Here is a 14,554-nt window from a genome sequence, read left to right as displayed (position 1 = left end):
CGCGTCACGCAAAAAAACGGGCCCCGAAGGGCCCGGAAGATCACTCCAACACGGTCAACTCATGCGTGGTGCGCTTTCGCGACCTTGTCCACGGAGATCGAATCGGCGCGCAGGCGCTCGTATTCTTGCTGGCTCATCGGCACGGCGTCCTTCTTGCCGAGATCGCTCAGGCGGATGCGATACGTCTCACGCGCCGAGTAAGCCGCGATCGCCGCGATGATCGTCACGCCGAAGGCAATGGCGCCGACCGTCAGCGGAATGTTGTCCGACCCCGGCGGCGCAACGGCCGCGAAGAGTGCGGGCAACAGCGCGGTGATCGTCGTGCCGATGTTCTGCGAGATCGCCATCGCCGAAACGCGCGAACGGGTCGGGAAGAGTTCCGGATAGAAGCTCGGGAAGATCGCGTTATAGCCTTGATACACGACACCCCACATCAGCAGCGACATCAGGAACGCGAGCGGCACGCTATGGATGCTGATCGCGTAGAGATACGCGAAGGCCAGCAGACCGGAGATGAGCGAGCCGCCGATCATCATCGGGCGACGGCCGATCTTGTCCGACAGATTGCCGACGAACGGAATCACCAGCACCGCGACGATGTTGCCGACGACCGGAATCCACAGATACACGCTCTTGTGGAAGCCGATGCCGTAGGAAGACTGCACCGCATACGCCGCACCGAAGATCGTCGCGACCACGGGAATCACGTTCATCAGCGCCATGCAGACGACGCGGATCATGTCGGGCGTGCTGTTGGCGAACGCTTCCTTGATCGGCGACTTCGGCACACCGCCATGCGATTCCTCGGACGTGAACGCGGGCGTTTCATGCACTTCCTTACGGATGATGTAGCCCGCGACCAGCACGAAGGCCGACAGCAGGAACGGCACACGCCAGCCCCACGAGTTGAACATGTCTTCCGGCATGAACGTGGCGAGCGGCAGGAACACGGCGGCCGCGAGAATCTGGCCGGCCTGCACGCCTTGCAGCGTGAAGCTCGCGTAGTAGCCGCGTCGGCCGAACGGCGCGTGCTCGAGAATCATCGAGCTCGCACCGGAGATTTCACCGGCCACCGCGAAGCCTTGAAGCAGGCGCAACACGACGAGCAGCGCGGGCGCGGCCATGCCGATCTGGTGATACGTCGGCAGCAGGCCGACAGCCATCGTCGAGATACCCATCAGGAACATGCAGACGAGCAGCACGTTCTTGCGGCCGTGCGTATCGCCCAGATGACCGAGCACGAATGCGCCGATGGGACGCGCCACGTAGCCGACGCCGTAGGTCGCGAGCGACGCGATGATCGCCACCTTCGGATTGCCCGACGGGAAGAACAACTGCGGGAAAATGAGTGCAGCAGCCTGGGCGTAAATGAAGAAGTCGTAATACTCCAGCGCCGAGCCGATCCAGCCGCTCGCGGTCGCTTTTTTCGCCTGGCGGCCGCCGTGCGCGTCTTCCTTAGGGCTAGCCATAGAGATGTCTCCGAACAATGGGTTTATGGAGTTGAGCCTGGAATCTGGCCGAGCGGCGGAGCGTTTTGGTTTGTCGCAATACGCGCGCTCTGAAAGTGATTGGAGAATAAAAGCGCAACCCCTTTCGATCAACGATTTATGATAAATTTTGCGCGATTATCGCACGCGCGTGTCCGATAATCGATCACTTTGGGGGTTAGCACTAGCAATTGACTTTGATGGAGCGCCGAAACATCGGCCCATCCATAACTAAACAAGCATACAAGCATGACTAAACCGGAACTCGACAAGCGCGACTGGATCGCCGGACTGGAGAAGGGACTGGCGATCCTCGAAGCCTTCGACGATCAGCACGCGCGCATGACGCCGACGCAAGCCGCGGCGCGCACCGGCCTCACGCGCACGGCGGCGCGGCGTTATCTGCTGACGCTTGCGCATCTCGGTTACGTGCAGACCGACGGCAAGCTCTTCAATCTCACGCCGCGCGTGCTGCGCATGGGCTGGTCGTATTTCGAGTCGGCGCGGCTGCCGCGGATTGTGCAGCCTTATCTGCAGCAATTGAGCGCGCTGATTCACGAGTCGGTGTATGTCAGCGTGCTCGATGACTGGGACCTCGTGATCATCGCGCGCAATGGTTCGACGCGCGTGATGACGACCGGCTTCGTGCTCGGCGCGCGCGTGCCGGCCGCGCTGATGTCGGGCGGCATCGCAATGCTCGCGTATATGGACGAGGCATCGGTGCGCGGCTGGCTCGAAGCGACCGAGTTCAAGCCCTTCACGCCGCTCACGATCACGAACAAGGAAAAGCTATACGAGAAGATCAGGCAGGCGCGCGTGGATGGCTACGTCGCGATCGAGCAGCAATTGCAGATGGGCGTGCGCGGCATCGCGGTGCCGATGAAGAACCGGCACGGCGAAGTGGTCGCGGCGTTGTCGGCGAACATGCCGATCGGAAAGGAAACCGCCGAGGCAGCGCTTGCCCGCGTGCTGCCGCCGTTGCAGGAGACGGCGTTGTCGATGTTGAACGTGATCTGACCGCGGCGAGATCGCGCAAAGGTGAGGGTTTTCGGGAATGCGTGTCGAATGGCGCTCGCAGCCCTTGTTTAAAGGTAATTTCTGAATCGCCTATGACGCAAAGGTGAGCGTTTTCGGGATCAGACCGCATCATCCTCACTTTTACCTAATTCCCCAGCTCCACATTCCCCCCACGGTTGCAGCGACCAGCGTTCGCAACGCCAAGCGGATATCGACACAAGGAAAGGGGAATCGACATGACTCAGTTCGACGCGAAACGGCTTCTCAGTCTGTCGGCAGCAACGGTCGTCACCGCGCTTTCACTCGGAGTCGGCTCAGCGCCCGGTTTATGCGCAGACATCGCCGGTCAACATGCGCGTTGCACGACCAACTGAGCTCTGACACGATGACGCTCACGACGCGCCCGTGAAGATCGGGCCTTGCCCGCCCGGCACGAATGCGCGATGCGCGCTATCGCCGTTCGCGCCCGACGCGGGCGCCGGATCGCGCAACGTCACCGCCGTTTCGGGCGTGATCGGCACGCTCGGTTGCGCGAGCAGTTCGGTCTTGCGCATCGAGCCCGCCGACGTCCCGAAGTAATACCCGATGATGCTGATCCACGCGGTCCCGAGCGCGCCGACCACGACGTTCACGAGATCGCGATTCGCCTCGGGCAACGCGCGCAACGCCATCAGCAGCAGAATGCCGAAGAAGCCGCCGGTCACGGCCATCGCGAGGAACTTGGGCACCCAGTCCCTGTTCGCGATGCCCATTGCGCGCGCATCGGCGCGGTCGCCCGCCGAGATGCGCGCCATGTCCGCTTCGAACGACAGACGCGCCTGCGCCGCCGCCACCACGAGTTGTTGCAACTGCAACGAGTTCGCGTTTTCGGCCTGGCTGATCTTGTCGAGCGCGGCGGGATCGTTGAGCGCGGTCGCGACGATATCCGGATCGTTAGGCGTCCCGAGCGCATGGGAGATGATCGCGGCCGCCGTGCTGACGCCAAGCCCGACGGGCCCGCCGATGAGACCCGCGAGAAGAGGCGCCTTCGCGCCGATGGTTGCCGCCACTTTCGACCAGTCCATCATGCTGCTCCCAAAAGAAGATTCGTCGCCATGCGCTCGGTCCAGCCGCGGCTGAACGTCGGCCATGCATGCAGGCCCTTCAGATAACGCAATCGATACGCAATGAAGCGCAGGACGAAGCGCATCGGATCGGCGGCTTTCACGGCATCGACGGTATCGGGGCCGAACTTGCCGTCTTCCTTTGCGCCCGATGCCTTCTGCATCCACAGCACGACGAGCCCGCCGTTGTAGTTGGCATCGAAGATCTGGAACGCGACGCGCGGATCGAATTCGTCGAGATGCAGCGGGTCCCAGTACTTCTGCTTCGCGATGCGCTTCGCGAGATCGAGCGGCAAGTCCTTCATCGCGCCCGCATAGCCATAGCCGCGTGCGACGCGCGCCGTCACGCCCCACATCGTTTCGCCGCCCGGGTCCGCCGGATGGAATGAGTAGCCGCCTTCGCTGCCGATCAGCGCTTCGAAGGCGTCGTCGAAGCTGTTCATGTCGATCTCCTTGGCGCCTGCGTGTGCCGCCGGAACCATCGTCGCGGCGCCGGAAGAAACGGGCCGGCGCGCGAGGCGTCGGCCCGGTCGCGTCAAACAGTGGCAGGCAGTCATGACGCGACGGCAGGCCTTATGCATCCGCCATGCCAGTCGGTGCATCGCGCGTGCGAAAGCCTTGTGTGGCAAGGCGCACAGAACGGGAGTAGCAGGCGCGCGGAGATGCGAACTGTCGTGCCAAGGCCAACGCTTTTTCGGCGCCGCTGTGCGGCTCGCGCAGACATCGCACGCTCATTCGACGCTCATTGTCCGCGCCTACGATGCAAGGCATCCGGGCGGCGCGGTCCTGAACGAAACCATCGCACTGCCTTTCATTGACGACGTTTCATCGAAGGAGAAATGCCATGCGCCACTATCCATCGGACAGTCCTCGCGCGGCCGCGCGCATCGTCGTGATGTCGCTGATCGCGGACGGGCATATCGGCAGCGCGGAAATCGAAGCGCTCGAACGGCGCGGCTTCTATGCGCGGCTCGGGCTTCATGCGGGCGAGTTGCACGAAGTCGTGCGCGAGGTTTGCGAGGATCTCACGCGATGCTCGTATCTGACATGGGACGACGTGTGCCGCGTCGACCCGCATGTCGTGCATCAGCTCGCGCAGGACGTATCCGACGAGCGCGTGCGACGCGATGTGCTCACGCTGTGCGAATCGGCGGTGGTCGCGGATGGCGTCATGAGTTGCACGGAAGCCGCCGTGATCGATGCAGTGAAGCGCGCGTGGCGCATGCACTGAACCGCGCGAAACTCAACCGGAGACGACATCATGCAACAACACGTTCTCGTCGCAGTGGGACCGGATGGCAGGCATGCAGCGCTTGCGCTCGGCATCGCGCGGGCCCGCGAATGTAACGCGCGCCTCACGGCGCTTCATGTCGTGGACCGCGCGCCGTTCTGGGCGATATCGTCCGCGCAATACGACTTCGGCGCGGCGCTCGCGCAGGTCGACGAACTCGCGCGCGAAGTCGAGAAGCGCACGCTTCAGGCGATACGCGCATCGAGCATCAACGGCATGTGCGTGACGATGGACCTGCCGGGCGGCACGACGCTCGCGCGCACGATCGCGCAGGCGGCGCGCGAGTTCGACGCGGATCTCATCGTGATAGGCCGCACGAAAGCCACGCACTGGCGTTTCTGGGAAGAACGCGTGGCCGATGCCGTGAGCCGCCACAGCAATCGCCGCGTGCTGATCGCATCGAACCGCGCGGGTAATGAAGCGAGCGTTGAAACAAAAGCGACACCGTTAAGCTTTACCATCGTCGATTCGACGCAGCGCACAACCCCATCATTCAGTTCGAGAGGAAGCTCGCCATGCCGGATCGCATCATCAAACCGTCCCGACGCACCTTGCTGAAGGGCCTCGTTTCCGGCACGGGCCTCGCCCTGACAGGCGCGGGTCTCGCCGATGCCCTCGCGCAAGGCGTCGCGCCCGCCGTCGTCACCGCCGACAAGTTGCGTCCGCAACTACCCAGCGGCGTGATGAGCGGCGACGTCACCGCGACGAGCGGCATCGTCTGGAGCCGCACGGACCGGCCCGCGCGCATGATCGTCGAGTATTCGACGAGCGAAAGCTTCAGGACGATTCAACGGCGCATCGGACCGGCCGCGCTCGAAAGCAGCGGTTTCACGGCGCGCGTCGATCTGACCGGCCTGCCGCCCGGCGCCGATGTGTTCTATCGCGTGCGCTTCGCCGATCTCGTCGATGGCAACGCCTACAGCGAGCCGGTGACGGGACGTCTGCGCACGGCATCGATCGAAGCGGAGAAGCCGATCTGCTTCGTATTTTCCGGCGATGAAGCGGGGCAGGGCTGGGGCATCAACGAGCGCTTCGGCGGCTATCGCATCTATGAAGCGATGCGTCGCGAAGCGCCGGATTTCTTCATCCATCAGGGCGATCAGATCTATGCGGACAGCGTGATCGAACCGGAAGTGAAGTTGCCCGACGGCACGATGTGGACGAACATCGTGACCGAAGGGAAGTCGCATGTCGCGCAGACGCTCGACGACTATCGCGCGGCGTTCGCCTATAACCAGCTCGATAAAAACAAGCGCCGCTTCGCAGCCGAAGTGCCGTTCCTCGTGCAATGGGACGATCACGAAGTGCGCAACAACTGGTATCCGGGACAAGTGATCGGCGAAGCGGAGAAGCGTTATCAGACGCGTTCGATCAACCTGCTCGAAGCGCGCGCGAAGCAGGCGATGTTCGAGTACAACCCGTATCGCATCAATCAGCTCGATCCGGAACAGGTGTATCGCGGCTTTCAGTTCGGGCCGCTGCTCGATGTGTTCATGCTCGACGAGCGTTCGTATCGCGGCGCGAACTCGCCGAACACGCAAACGCGTCTCGACGCGGATTCGGCATTTCTCGGCTCGCAGCAGACCGCGTGGCTGAAGGCATCGCTCAAGGCATCGCGCGCGACGTGGAAGGTGATTGCGAGCGACATGCCGATCTCGCTCATCGTGCCCGATGCGAACCCCGATGTGCCCAAAGGCACCTTCGAGGCATGGGCCAACGCGGACAACGGCGCGCCGTCCGGCCGCGAACTGGAGCTTGCCGACATCCTGCGCTTCATCAAGCAGGAAGACATCAGGAACGTCGTGTGGATTACGGCGGACGTGCACTACGCGCAGGCGACGCACTACGATCCGTCGCGTGCGAAGTTCACCGAGTTCAAGCCGTTCTGGGAATTCGTCGGCGGGCCGATCAACGCGGGCACGTTCGGCCCGAACGATCTCGACATGACGTTCGGTCCCGAACTGCGCTATGTCAGCGTGCCGAAGGACAATCCGCAGAACCGTTCGCCCGCGGCCATGCAGCAGTTCTATGGCCGAGCGAAGATCGATCCCGCGAGCCGCGCGCTGACGGTCTCGCTGCACGACCTCAACGGCAAGTCGCTGTACGAAGTGAAGCTCGACGTCGAGGCGTGAGCGTCGCTTAAGCGGCGAGCTTCGCGGCCAGCTCGGCGACGTGCTTGCCCTGATAACGCGCGATATCGAGTTCGTTCTGCGATGGCTGACGGCTGCCGTCGGACGAAGCGAGCGTCGTCGCGCCGTAGGGCGTGCCGCCGGACACCTCGCTCATGTTCGTGAGTCCCGCGCACGCATACGGCACGCCGACGATCACCATGCCGTGATGCAGCAGCGTCGTATGGAACGATGTGATCGTGGTTTCCTGTCCGCCGTGTTGCGAAGCCGTCGATGAAAACACGCTGCCGATCTTGCCGACGAGCGCGCCTTTCACCCAGAGCCCGCCCGTCTGATCGAGAAACGTGCGCATCTGGCCGGCCATGTTGCCGAAGCGCGTCGGCGTGCCGAAGATGATCGCGTCGTAGTCGGCGAGTTCGTCGACGGTCGCGACCGGCGCCTGCTGATCGAGCTTCACGCCGATCTTCGCGGCCTGATCGGCGGGAATCGTTTCGGGCACGCGTTTGAGCGTGACTTCCGTGCCCGCGACGCCGCGCGCGCCTTCGGCTATCGCTTGCGCCATCGTTTCCACGTGGCCGTACATCGAATAATAGAGAACCAGTACTTTCGCCATGATGTGTCCTTGTGAGAGGGGCTTGTGCGCATTCAAAGATAGCACCGGCGAGTGCGTGCGCAAGGAACTGGCCTGCCCGCAAAAATGCGAAGCGTTCATGGACGCGCGCGTCTGCCTTCGACGACACTGCCCGAAACCCGAACCGGAGACGCACACGCCATGAACGGCCACGCCTTGCTCAGCGCGAATCTGCTCATCGCTTATTCGGCGTATTTCGTCGGCACCGCGAGTCCCGGGCCGAGCAATCTCGCGATCATGTCGATCGCGAGCACGTCCGGGCGGCGCGCGGCCTTCGCGTTCGCGGCGGGCGTGATGTCCGGCTCCTTCTTCTGGGCGATGCTCGCCGCGCTCGGCCTCTCCGCCGCGCTGACGGCGTACTCGGGCTTTCTCGTCGGCGTGAAGATCTGCGGCGGGCTGTATCTGTTGTGGCTCGCGTTCAAGTCGGGACGCGCGGCGTTGAAGCCGCCGCTGCGCGCTTCGTCGGCGGATGCGCAAGGGCAGAGCGCGCGCAGGCTCTACGCGCGCGGCGCACTACTGCATCTCACGAATCCGAAAGCGATTCTCGTGTGGATGTCCGTGGCGGCGCTCGGATCGTCGGCGGGGGAAGGGCCGGGACACATGCTCGTCGTCGTCGCGGGGTGCCTCTGCATCGGCGTATGCGTGTTCGGCGGCTATGCCGCGCTCTTCTCGATGGCCTCCGCGCGGCGCATGTACAAACGCATCCAGCGCGGCCTCGATGCATGTCTCGCGCTCGTGTTCGGCGCGGCGGGCCTGCGTCTGCTCACTTCGCGCGTGTAGCGGATTTGCCGCACTTTCGCGGTTCGGCTTTGCATCCGGACGATCGGCGGCTACGCTCAAGCCAGACGTCCGAACAATCGCGAGAACGATGCCGACCGACGATTCTTCCCGAAGCGCCCGCCCGATCCCGCACGAAACCGCCGCAGCCGCGTTCGTCCACATCGTCCGCGACGCCTTCGCCGCGCTCGGGCGCGAACTCGTCGCGATCAGGCCGACGCCCGCCCGTGCGCTCTTCGCCACGCAGGCGATGCTTTCCGTCGGACTTGCCGTCGCGCTCGCCTACGCTTTCCATTTGAGCAACATCTGGTGGGCCGCGATCAGCGGCTTCGCGGTGATGCAGTCGAAATTCTCGGCGTGCGCGCAACGCGGCGTGCATCGCGTGGTCGGGACGATCGCCGGCGCGCTGATCGGCGCGGTCGCCGGGCCGATCATCGGCGACGTGCCGTGGCTCTTCGTGCCGCTGCTCGGGGCGATCGTCGGGATGTCGGTGTATCGGGCGCTCGTTTCCGATGCGGGCTACGCGTGGGTGCTCGGCGGCGTGACCTCGCTCATGGTCACGTTCGAGGCGCATCGGCTCGAATCCGCGGCGGCGACGGCGTCGTTTGCGCTCTTGCGCGTCGCCGAAGTGATGGTCGGGACGGCCGCGTGCGTGGCCGTGTCGGCGCTTGTGCATGCGGGCGTGCAGCACTATCGCAAGTCGCGCGGCGCGCCGCCGGTGCCGCGCGCGCAGGCGGCATCCACCGTGGATCGCGTCGATGGCGTCAACGCGCAAACCGTCACCGTCATTCCTTCCGATGCCGCCCGCGCCGTGCAGGCGCTCGACGCGACGCACCTCGCGCGCGCCGAGCAGACCGCGCTCGCGATGCGCAAGCGGCTCGCGTGGCAAGGCGCATGGTCGGTGATGATCCTCGCGGCGATCGCGTATGCGTGGAATCTGCCCGGCTTCGCGCAGGCGATGGTGACGGCGGTTGCCGTGCTGATCTTGCCGACATCGGCGCTCGGCAAGCCGACGCGAAAGCCGATCGCCGAGCGCATGATTCAGCGTTTCATCGGCTGTCTGCTGGCGGGCGCGGCGAGTCTCGCGCTGTTGCCGCTACTCGGCGACAACGCGTTCGCCTGCATGATCGCGCTATGCGTGGGCGTGTGGATCGGCTGTCATGTGCAGACGGGCACGCAGGGCGCGAGCTATGTCGGACGGCAGTTCAGCATCGCGTTCATCATGGTGTTCGTGCAGGACCACCATTGGTCGTCGGACCCGATGCCCGCGCTGATGCGGCTCGAAGGCATTCTCGCGGGCATCGTGGTGTTGTCCGCGGTGATGGCCGCGGGCGCGGCGTGGGCCTCGAAACGGGGGCCGCACGCCGCGATGCGGTGAATCAGGCTTCTTCCGCCCAGGCGAGATTCTCGCGCGCCATCAACGCGCTCGAAGCGGCCGGGCCGAACGTTCCCGCCGTATAACCGCGCGGACGGTCGCCGAGTTCCTTCCAGCCGTTGAGAATCGGCTCCACCCAGGTCCATGCGGCTTCCAGTTCGTCGCGCCGCATGAAGTGCGTGAGGCGGCCGCGAATCACGTCGATGAGCAAGCGCTCGTACGCTTCCGCGCGCCGCTGCGTCATGGCCTGCTGCAGGTCGAGATTGAGCGTGACGGGCTGCATGTGCATGCCGCTGCCGGGTTCCTTCGCCATCATCTGGAGCTGGATCGATTCTTCCGGCTGCAGCGTGATCGTCAGGCGGTTGCCGTAATGACGCGGGCCTTCGGGGATGATCGAGAACGGCAGGTCCGCGAAGTCGATGACGATTTCCGAGCGGCGATTCTGCATGCGCTTGCCCGTGCGCAGGAAGAACGGCACGTTGGCCCAGCGCCAGTTGTTGATATGCGCGCGCAGCGCCACGAAGGTTTCCGCGCGGCTGTCGGCGGGCACGTTCTGCTCTTCGAGATAACCCTTCACCGCCTCGCCGCCGACCGCGCCCGCCGTGTACTGGCCCCGCACGGTGTCGCGTGCGATATCGGCGACGGTCATCGGCCGCAGCGACTTCAGCACCTTCAGCTTTTCGTCGCGCACGGCGTCCGGATCGAGCGAGACGGGCGGCTCCATCGCGACAATGCAAAGCAGTTGCAGCAAGTGGTTCTGCACCATGTCGCGCAATGCGCCGGTGTGATCGTAGAAGCCCGCGCGGCTGCCGACGCCCACCGTCTCCGACACCGTGATCTGCACGCTCTTGATGTACGGCGCCTGCCACAGCGGGCCGAAGATCGCGTTGCCGAAGCGCAGCACCATCAGGTTCTGCACGGTTTCCTTGCCGAGATAATGGTCGATGCGATAGATCTGCTCTTCCTTGAAGTGCTTGCCGACCGCATCGTTGATCGCGCGCGCCGATGCGAGATCGTGGCCGAGCGGCTTTTCAAGCACGACGCGGGCGTTTTCGTCGAGAATGCCGGCGTTATCGAGGTTGGTGCAGATCGTCACGAACAGTTCCGGCGACGTCGACAGATACAGCACGCGCTGCGAGCCAGGACGCACGGCCTGTGCGAGACGCTCGAAATCGCCGGGATTCTCGACGTCGATGCGCACGTAATCGAAGAGCGCGAGAAATTTGTCCCACGACTGGGCATCGAAAACCTTGGAATCGATGAAAGGGCGCGCCTGCTCTTCCATGAAATTCTTGAGGTAATCCTCGCGCGTCCAGTCCTTGCGGCCGATGGCGAGAATGCGCGTGTCCGCGGGCAGGTTGCAGTGCGTGTGCGCCATGTAGAGCGCCGGCAGCAGCTTGCGCGCCGCCAGGTCTCCGCCGCCGCCGAAGATGATCATGTCGAGCGGGCGTTCATTCACGGGAGAAGTTGGATTCGTCATGGTGCGTGAGCCGGTAAGGGTTCAGATAAGCCGAAAGCGCGGCGATCGGAGCGATCGTTCGAGACAGCTATGTTGCATGTTTTGCCGGCATTTTGCACGGCAGTCGTGCTAACGGCCGTTCGATTCGGCGAGCGATGGACGATTTGTCACCGAAGACGTGTTTGTTTAACGCGCTCAGCGCAACGATTCGTTCGCGCGCAGCGTCGTCACGGCGAGGTCGAGAAATGCGCGGACCTTCTGCGTGACGTGACGCCCTTCGCGATGCACGAGATGGATCGGCAGGGGCGGCGTCTCGAACTCCGGCAGCACGATTGCGAGACGCCCGTCGGCAACGTGTTGCGCGATCTGATACGACAGGAGCCGCGCGATGCCGAAATCCGCGAGCGCGGCGGCGATGGCCGAGTCGTTGGTGGTCGTCGTCAGGCGAGGATGCGAGCGCACGAGAAACTGCCGCTCGCCGTCGGAGAGACGCCATTCCGGGGGCGTCGACGAACCCGTCGACGCAATCACGACATGCTCTGCGAGATCGTCCGGATGACGTGGCGTGCCGTGCTTCGCGAGATAAGCGGGCGAGGCGCACAGCACGCGCCGCACGCGCCCGACGTTGATCGCCTGCAACGACGAGTCCGGCAATTGCGCGATCCGCACCGCCACGTCGATGCCTTCATCGACGAGATTCACCACGCGATCGACGAACCAGCAGCTTGCGTCCGCTTCGGGATAACGGCCCAGATAATCGAGGACGATCGGCGTGACGTGCAGGCGGCCGAACATCACCGGCGCGGTGATCGAAAGCAGTCCGCGCGGCGAGGAATGCGTGCCGGTCGCGGAAAGTTCGGCGTTATCGATTTCGCCGAGAATGCGGCGGCAGTCCTCGAAATAGCCGCTGCCGGCGTCGGTGAGACGCACGACGCGTGTGGTGCGCGTGAGCAGGCGCACGCCGAGATGTTCTTCGAGTTCCGTCACGACGCGGCTCACGACCGACGGCGACACGTCGAGCTTGCGCGCCGCCGATGCGAAGCCGCCGGTTTCGACCACCGTGACGAAGGTCGTCATTGCCTGTAAACGGTCCATGGGAAAGCACGAGACATGCAGGCTTGAGATGCCGTGCATTCTCACGGATATGCGCGCGGGGCACAATCGTTACAGATCTAGTTCGAGCGTGTCTCCTTCGGCGGCGGGCATCGCGCAGCAGATCAGCGCTTCGTCATCGCCGACATGAAACGCCGGCTCGCTTTCATACGACACCGCGCCTTTCGCGATGCGCGTCCGGCATGTGCCGCAAGTGCCGCCGCGGCAGTTGAACTCGGGCGACAGACCGCTCGCTTCGGCGAGTTCCAGCAAGGTGCCGCTGCCCGGCTGCCATTGCGCGCTCGCGCCCGACTTCAGGAATTCGATCTTCACGGACTCGGTCGCGGCGGGACGCATCGGCTTGACGTCGGCGCCGCGATCCGCCGTGCGCTTGAGCGCCGATGGACCGAACGCTTCCGCATGCACGCGCGCATCGGCGACATTGAGCGCGCGCAGGCCATCGTAGATCGACTGCATGAACGCGCCCGGCCCGCACAGATAGAAGTCGTAGTCGTTGAAGGGCAGACGGCTCGTCAGCAGATCGATGTCGATGCGCCCGGACACGTCGTAATCGCGGTCCATTTGCGCGCCGTTCGTGTCGCTGAGCACGCGGATCACGGTCACCGCGCCGCCCGCGCTCTGCGCGAGCGCATCGATTTCGCGCGAGAACGCGCGGCTCGCGAGCGAATGCGCCGACACGATCATCCACACCGGCCGCACGCGGCGCTTCCTCAAGCCTTCGTAGACGATGTGCCGCAACATCGCGAGCATCGGCGTGATGCCGACGCCCGCCGCCATCAGCACGGCGGGACGCTGCTCGAACGGATCGATCGTGAAGTCTCCGGCGGGCGCGCGCGCCTCGATGACGTCGCCCGCTTTCAGCGTGTCGTGCAGATGTGCCGACACGCGCCCGTCGCGCTTCACGCTGATGCGATACACGCCGTCCGACGGCGCGACCGACAGCGTGTACGTGCGAATCTGCGGTTTCGCCTCGCCCGGCAGCGTCACGCGCATCGGCAGATGCTGACCGGCCTTGTGCGGAACGATGCCCGCGCCATCGGCGGGTTCGAGATGGAACGAGCGGATCGCATCGCTCTCATCGACGATTCTGCTCACGCGAAACGCGCGCCACACGTTCGCGAGCGTGGACGCCTTCAGGCGCTCGGCCACTTGCGTCCAGTCGCCGGTCATCAGCGAATTGGGCGATGCGCCGTCGCTGCGCGCTTTCCATCGCAAGGGCAGCGCCTCGGCGCGATACACGATGCGGCGCGGCGTGAAGCGCCACAGCCGTTCCGCGCCCTGAAATGCGGCGGTTTCGGGCGAGTCGAGCAGCACTTCCGCGTCGCCCGCGAGCTGCAGCATGTCGCCGGTTTCGAAGTCCGCGAACACGAGTCCCGCGCGAGCGTTCACGAGAATGTTGCCGAGCGTGTTGAAGAAGAGATTGCCGGCGAAATCCGGAATCGTGAGCGAGCCGTCGTCCGACAGACGCACGAAACCCGGTTTGCCGCCGCGATGCGATACGTCCACTTGCCGATGCCCGTCCTCGCGATCGAAATACGACGCGACGAAGAACGTATCCGCGTTCGCGATCATCGCTTTTGCGCGCGGCGAAAGGGCGTCGGATTCGAGCGGCTCGACCGGCGACGGCAAGGAAGGATCGCGCACGAACTCGAAATCGCGCAACTGGATGTACTGCGGGCAATTGCCGAAGCTCTGTTCGACGGCCACGTCGAACGCGAGGTTCGCGCCATCGCGATGAATCACGCCGTTCATGCGATTGCGGCGGCGCGTGTGCATTTCGATGCCGAGCAGGCCGATCGACGCGCCATCGTGCATGCCGGCGTCGGCGGGATCGAGCGGATCGCGGGCGGGGCTCATCGACAGCGTTTTGGCATCGGTCGCGTGCATGAAGCCGGGATGCCCGGCGAGCAGCGTCGCCCACGGATCGCCGCGTTCATCGACGGAACCGGCCACGATGAACGGCAGTTGCCCGAAGAACTGGCGATGCTGATCCGGCATGTAATCGCGCACGACGCGCCGGCCGACGCCGTCCATGCGCTCGTCGACGCCGAAAGCCTTCTGAATGGCGAGTTCGCCGCGATGCCACGGCGAGGGCGTGGCGACCTGTTTGACATTGCCAAGCGCGGAAGCGGACATGATCGTATGCCTCTTCGATTCGGGCGCGGCGGCACG

General features: G+C 64.4%; 13 protein-coding genes. 6 read left to right on the top strand and 7 right to left on the bottom strand.

The window, feature by feature from the left end; genetic code table 11:
* Positions 1-59 precede the first annotated feature (59 nt).
* Entirely contained in the window at positions 60-1,469 is a 1,410-nt protein-coding gene (locus tag NCR93_RS20025; protein ID WP_008354237.1) for an MFS transporter, read from the bottom strand.
* A gap of 267 nt (positions 1,470-1,736) precedes the next feature.
* On the opposite strand from NCR93_RS20025, the gene NCR93_RS20020 reads away from it, so the two are divergent.
* A complete protein-coding gene (locus NCR93_RS20020) occupies positions 1,737-2,504 on the top strand; it encodes an IclR family transcriptional regulator domain-containing protein (protein ID WP_008354238.1) in 768 nt (255 codons plus the stop codon).
* A 392-nt stretch (positions 2,505-2,896) separates the two neighbouring features.
* On the opposite strand, the gene NCR93_RS20015 is transcribed toward NCR93_RS20020, so the two are convergent.
* A complete protein-coding gene (locus NCR93_RS20015) occupies positions 2,897-3,568 on the bottom strand; it encodes a hypothetical protein (RefSeq protein WP_008354239.1) in 672 nt (223 codons plus the stop codon).
* A complete protein-coding gene (locus tag NCR93_RS20010; RefSeq protein WP_008354240.1) occupies positions 3,568-4,050 on the bottom strand; it encodes a glycoside hydrolase family 108 protein in 483 nt (160 codons plus the stop codon). Before NCR93_RS20010 ends, NCR93_RS20015 begins: the two co-directional genes overlap by 1 nt.
* Positions 4,051-4,451: 401 nt before the next feature.
* Here NCR93_RS20010 and NCR93_RS20005 point away from each other — a divergent pair, with 401 nt between their 5' ends.
* From NCR93_RS20005 to NCR93_RS19995, 3 genes are read left to right on the top strand one after another with little or no spacing between them, the layout of a single operon-like run.
* Positions 4,452-4,838, top strand: coding sequence for a tellurite resistance TerB family protein (locus tag NCR93_RS20005; protein WP_175982351.1), 387 nt, complete (start codon positions 4,452-4,454; stop codon positions 4,836-4,838).
* Positions 4,839-4,868: 30 nt separating this feature from the next.
* Entirely contained in the window at positions 4,869-5,456 is a 588-nt protein-coding gene (locus NCR93_RS20000; RefSeq protein WP_175982350.1) for a universal stress protein, read from the top strand.
* Positions 5,414-7,030, top strand: a complete 1,617-nt coding sequence (locus tag NCR93_RS19995) for an alkaline phosphatase D family protein (protein WP_175982349.1) — start codon at positions 5,414-5,416, stop codon at positions 7,028-7,030. Before NCR93_RS20000 ends, NCR93_RS19995 begins: the two co-directional genes overlap by 43 nt.
* A gap of 7 nt (positions 7,031-7,037) precedes the next feature.
* On the opposite strand, the gene wrbA is transcribed toward NCR93_RS19995, so the two are convergent.
* A complete protein-coding gene (gene wrbA / locus NCR93_RS19990) occupies positions 7,038-7,640 on the bottom strand; it encodes an NAD(P)H:quinone oxidoreductase (RefSeq protein WP_008354244.1) in 603 nt (200 codons plus the stop codon).
* Between the two features lie 159 nt (positions 7,641-7,799).
* On the opposite strand from wrbA, the gene NCR93_RS19985 reads away from it, so the two are divergent.
* A complete protein-coding gene (locus NCR93_RS19985) occupies positions 7,800-8,438 on the top strand; it encodes a LysE family translocator (RefSeq protein WP_175982348.1) in 639 nt (212 codons plus the stop codon).
* 88 nt (positions 8,439-8,526) lie between these two features.
* Positions 8,527-9,813, top strand: a complete 1,287-nt coding sequence (locus NCR93_RS19980) for an FUSC family protein (protein WP_175982347.1) — start codon at positions 8,527-8,529, stop codon at positions 9,811-9,813.
* Between the two features lies 1 nt (position 9,814).
* Here the strand turns inward: NCR93_RS19980 and zwf are convergent, their stop codons facing one another.
* The 3 genes from zwf to NCR93_RS19965 all read right to left on the bottom strand — a co-directional run bounded on the left by zwf (position 9,815) and on the right by NCR93_RS19965 (position 14,518).
* Complete coding sequence (gene zwf, locus NCR93_RS19975; protein WP_033535836.1) at positions 9,815-11,290, bottom strand: glucose-6-phosphate dehydrogenase; 1,476 nt, start codon at positions 11,288-11,290, stop codon at positions 9,815-9,817.
* Between the two features lie 174 nt (positions 11,291-11,464).
* Positions 11,465-12,364 (bottom strand): LysR family transcriptional regulator, encoded by a 900-nt coding sequence (locus NCR93_RS19970; RefSeq protein WP_008354248.1) that lies wholly within the window; start codon positions 12,362-12,364, stop codon positions 11,465-11,467.
* A gap of 69 nt (positions 12,365-12,433) precedes the next feature.
* Entirely contained in the window at positions 12,434-14,518 is a 2,085-nt protein-coding gene (locus NCR93_RS19965) for a 2Fe-2S iron-sulfur cluster-binding protein (protein ID WP_175982346.1), read from the bottom strand.
* Between the last annotated feature and the right edge of the window lie 36 nt (positions 14,519-14,554).

This window comes from Caballeronia sp. ATUFL_F1_KS39, assembly GCF_023630985.1.
GTDB classification, from domain to species: Bacteria; Pseudomonadota; Gammaproteobacteria; order Burkholderiales; family Burkholderiaceae; genus Caballeronia; species Caballeronia zhejiangensis.
The sequence above is the reverse complement of the archived record's forward strand: the minus strand, read 5'-3'. Positions and strand labels throughout refer to the sequence as shown.

Excerpts from the sequence above, each read along its gene's own strand:
- NCR93_RS20025 (WP_008354237.1), bottom strand. The coding sequence starts at position 1,469 with ATGGCTAGCCCTAAGGAAGACGCGCACGGCGGCCGCCAGGCGAAAAAA.
- NCR93_RS20020 (WP_008354238.1), top strand. The coding sequence starts at position 1,737 with ATGACTAAACCGGAACTCGACAAGCGCGACTGGATCGCCGGACTGGAG.
- NCR93_RS20015 (WP_008354239.1), bottom strand. The coding sequence starts at position 3,568 with ATGGACTGGTCGAAAGTGGCGGCAACCATCGGCGCGAAGGCGCCTCTT.
- NCR93_RS20010 (WP_008354240.1), bottom strand. The coding sequence starts at position 4,050 with ATGAACAGCTTCGACGACGCCTTCGAAGCGCTGATCGGCAGCGAAGGC.
- NCR93_RS20005 (WP_175982351.1), top strand. The coding sequence starts at position 4,452 with ATGCGCCACTATCCATCGGACAGTCCTCGCGCGGCCGCGCGCATCGTC.
- NCR93_RS20000 (WP_175982350.1), top strand. The coding sequence starts at position 4,869 with ATGCAACAACACGTTCTCGTCGCAGTGGGACCGGATGGCAGGCATGCA.
- NCR93_RS19995 (WP_175982349.1), top strand. The coding sequence starts at position 5,414 with ATGCCGGATCGCATCATCAAACCGTCCCGACGCACCTTGCTGAAGGGC.
- wrbA (WP_008354244.1), bottom strand. The coding sequence starts at position 7,640 with ATGGCGAAAGTACTGGTTCTCTATTATTCGATGTACGGCCACGTGGAA.
- NCR93_RS19985 (WP_175982348.1), top strand. The coding sequence starts at position 7,800 with ATGAACGGCCACGCCTTGCTCAGCGCGAATCTGCTCATCGCTTATTCG.
- NCR93_RS19980 (WP_175982347.1), top strand. The coding sequence starts at position 8,527 with ATGCCGACCGACGATTCTTCCCGAAGCGCCCGCCCGATCCCGCACGAA.
- zwf (WP_033535836.1), bottom strand. The coding sequence starts at position 11,290 with ATGACGAATCCAACTTCTCCCGTGAATGAACGCCCGCTCGACATGATC.
- NCR93_RS19970 (WP_008354248.1), bottom strand. The coding sequence starts at position 12,364 with ATGGACCGTTTACAGGCAATGACGACCTTCGTCACGGTGGTCGAAACC.
- NCR93_RS19965 (WP_175982346.1), bottom strand. The coding sequence starts at position 14,518 with ATGTCCGCTTCCGCGCTTGGCAATGTCAAACAGGTCGCCACGCCCTCG.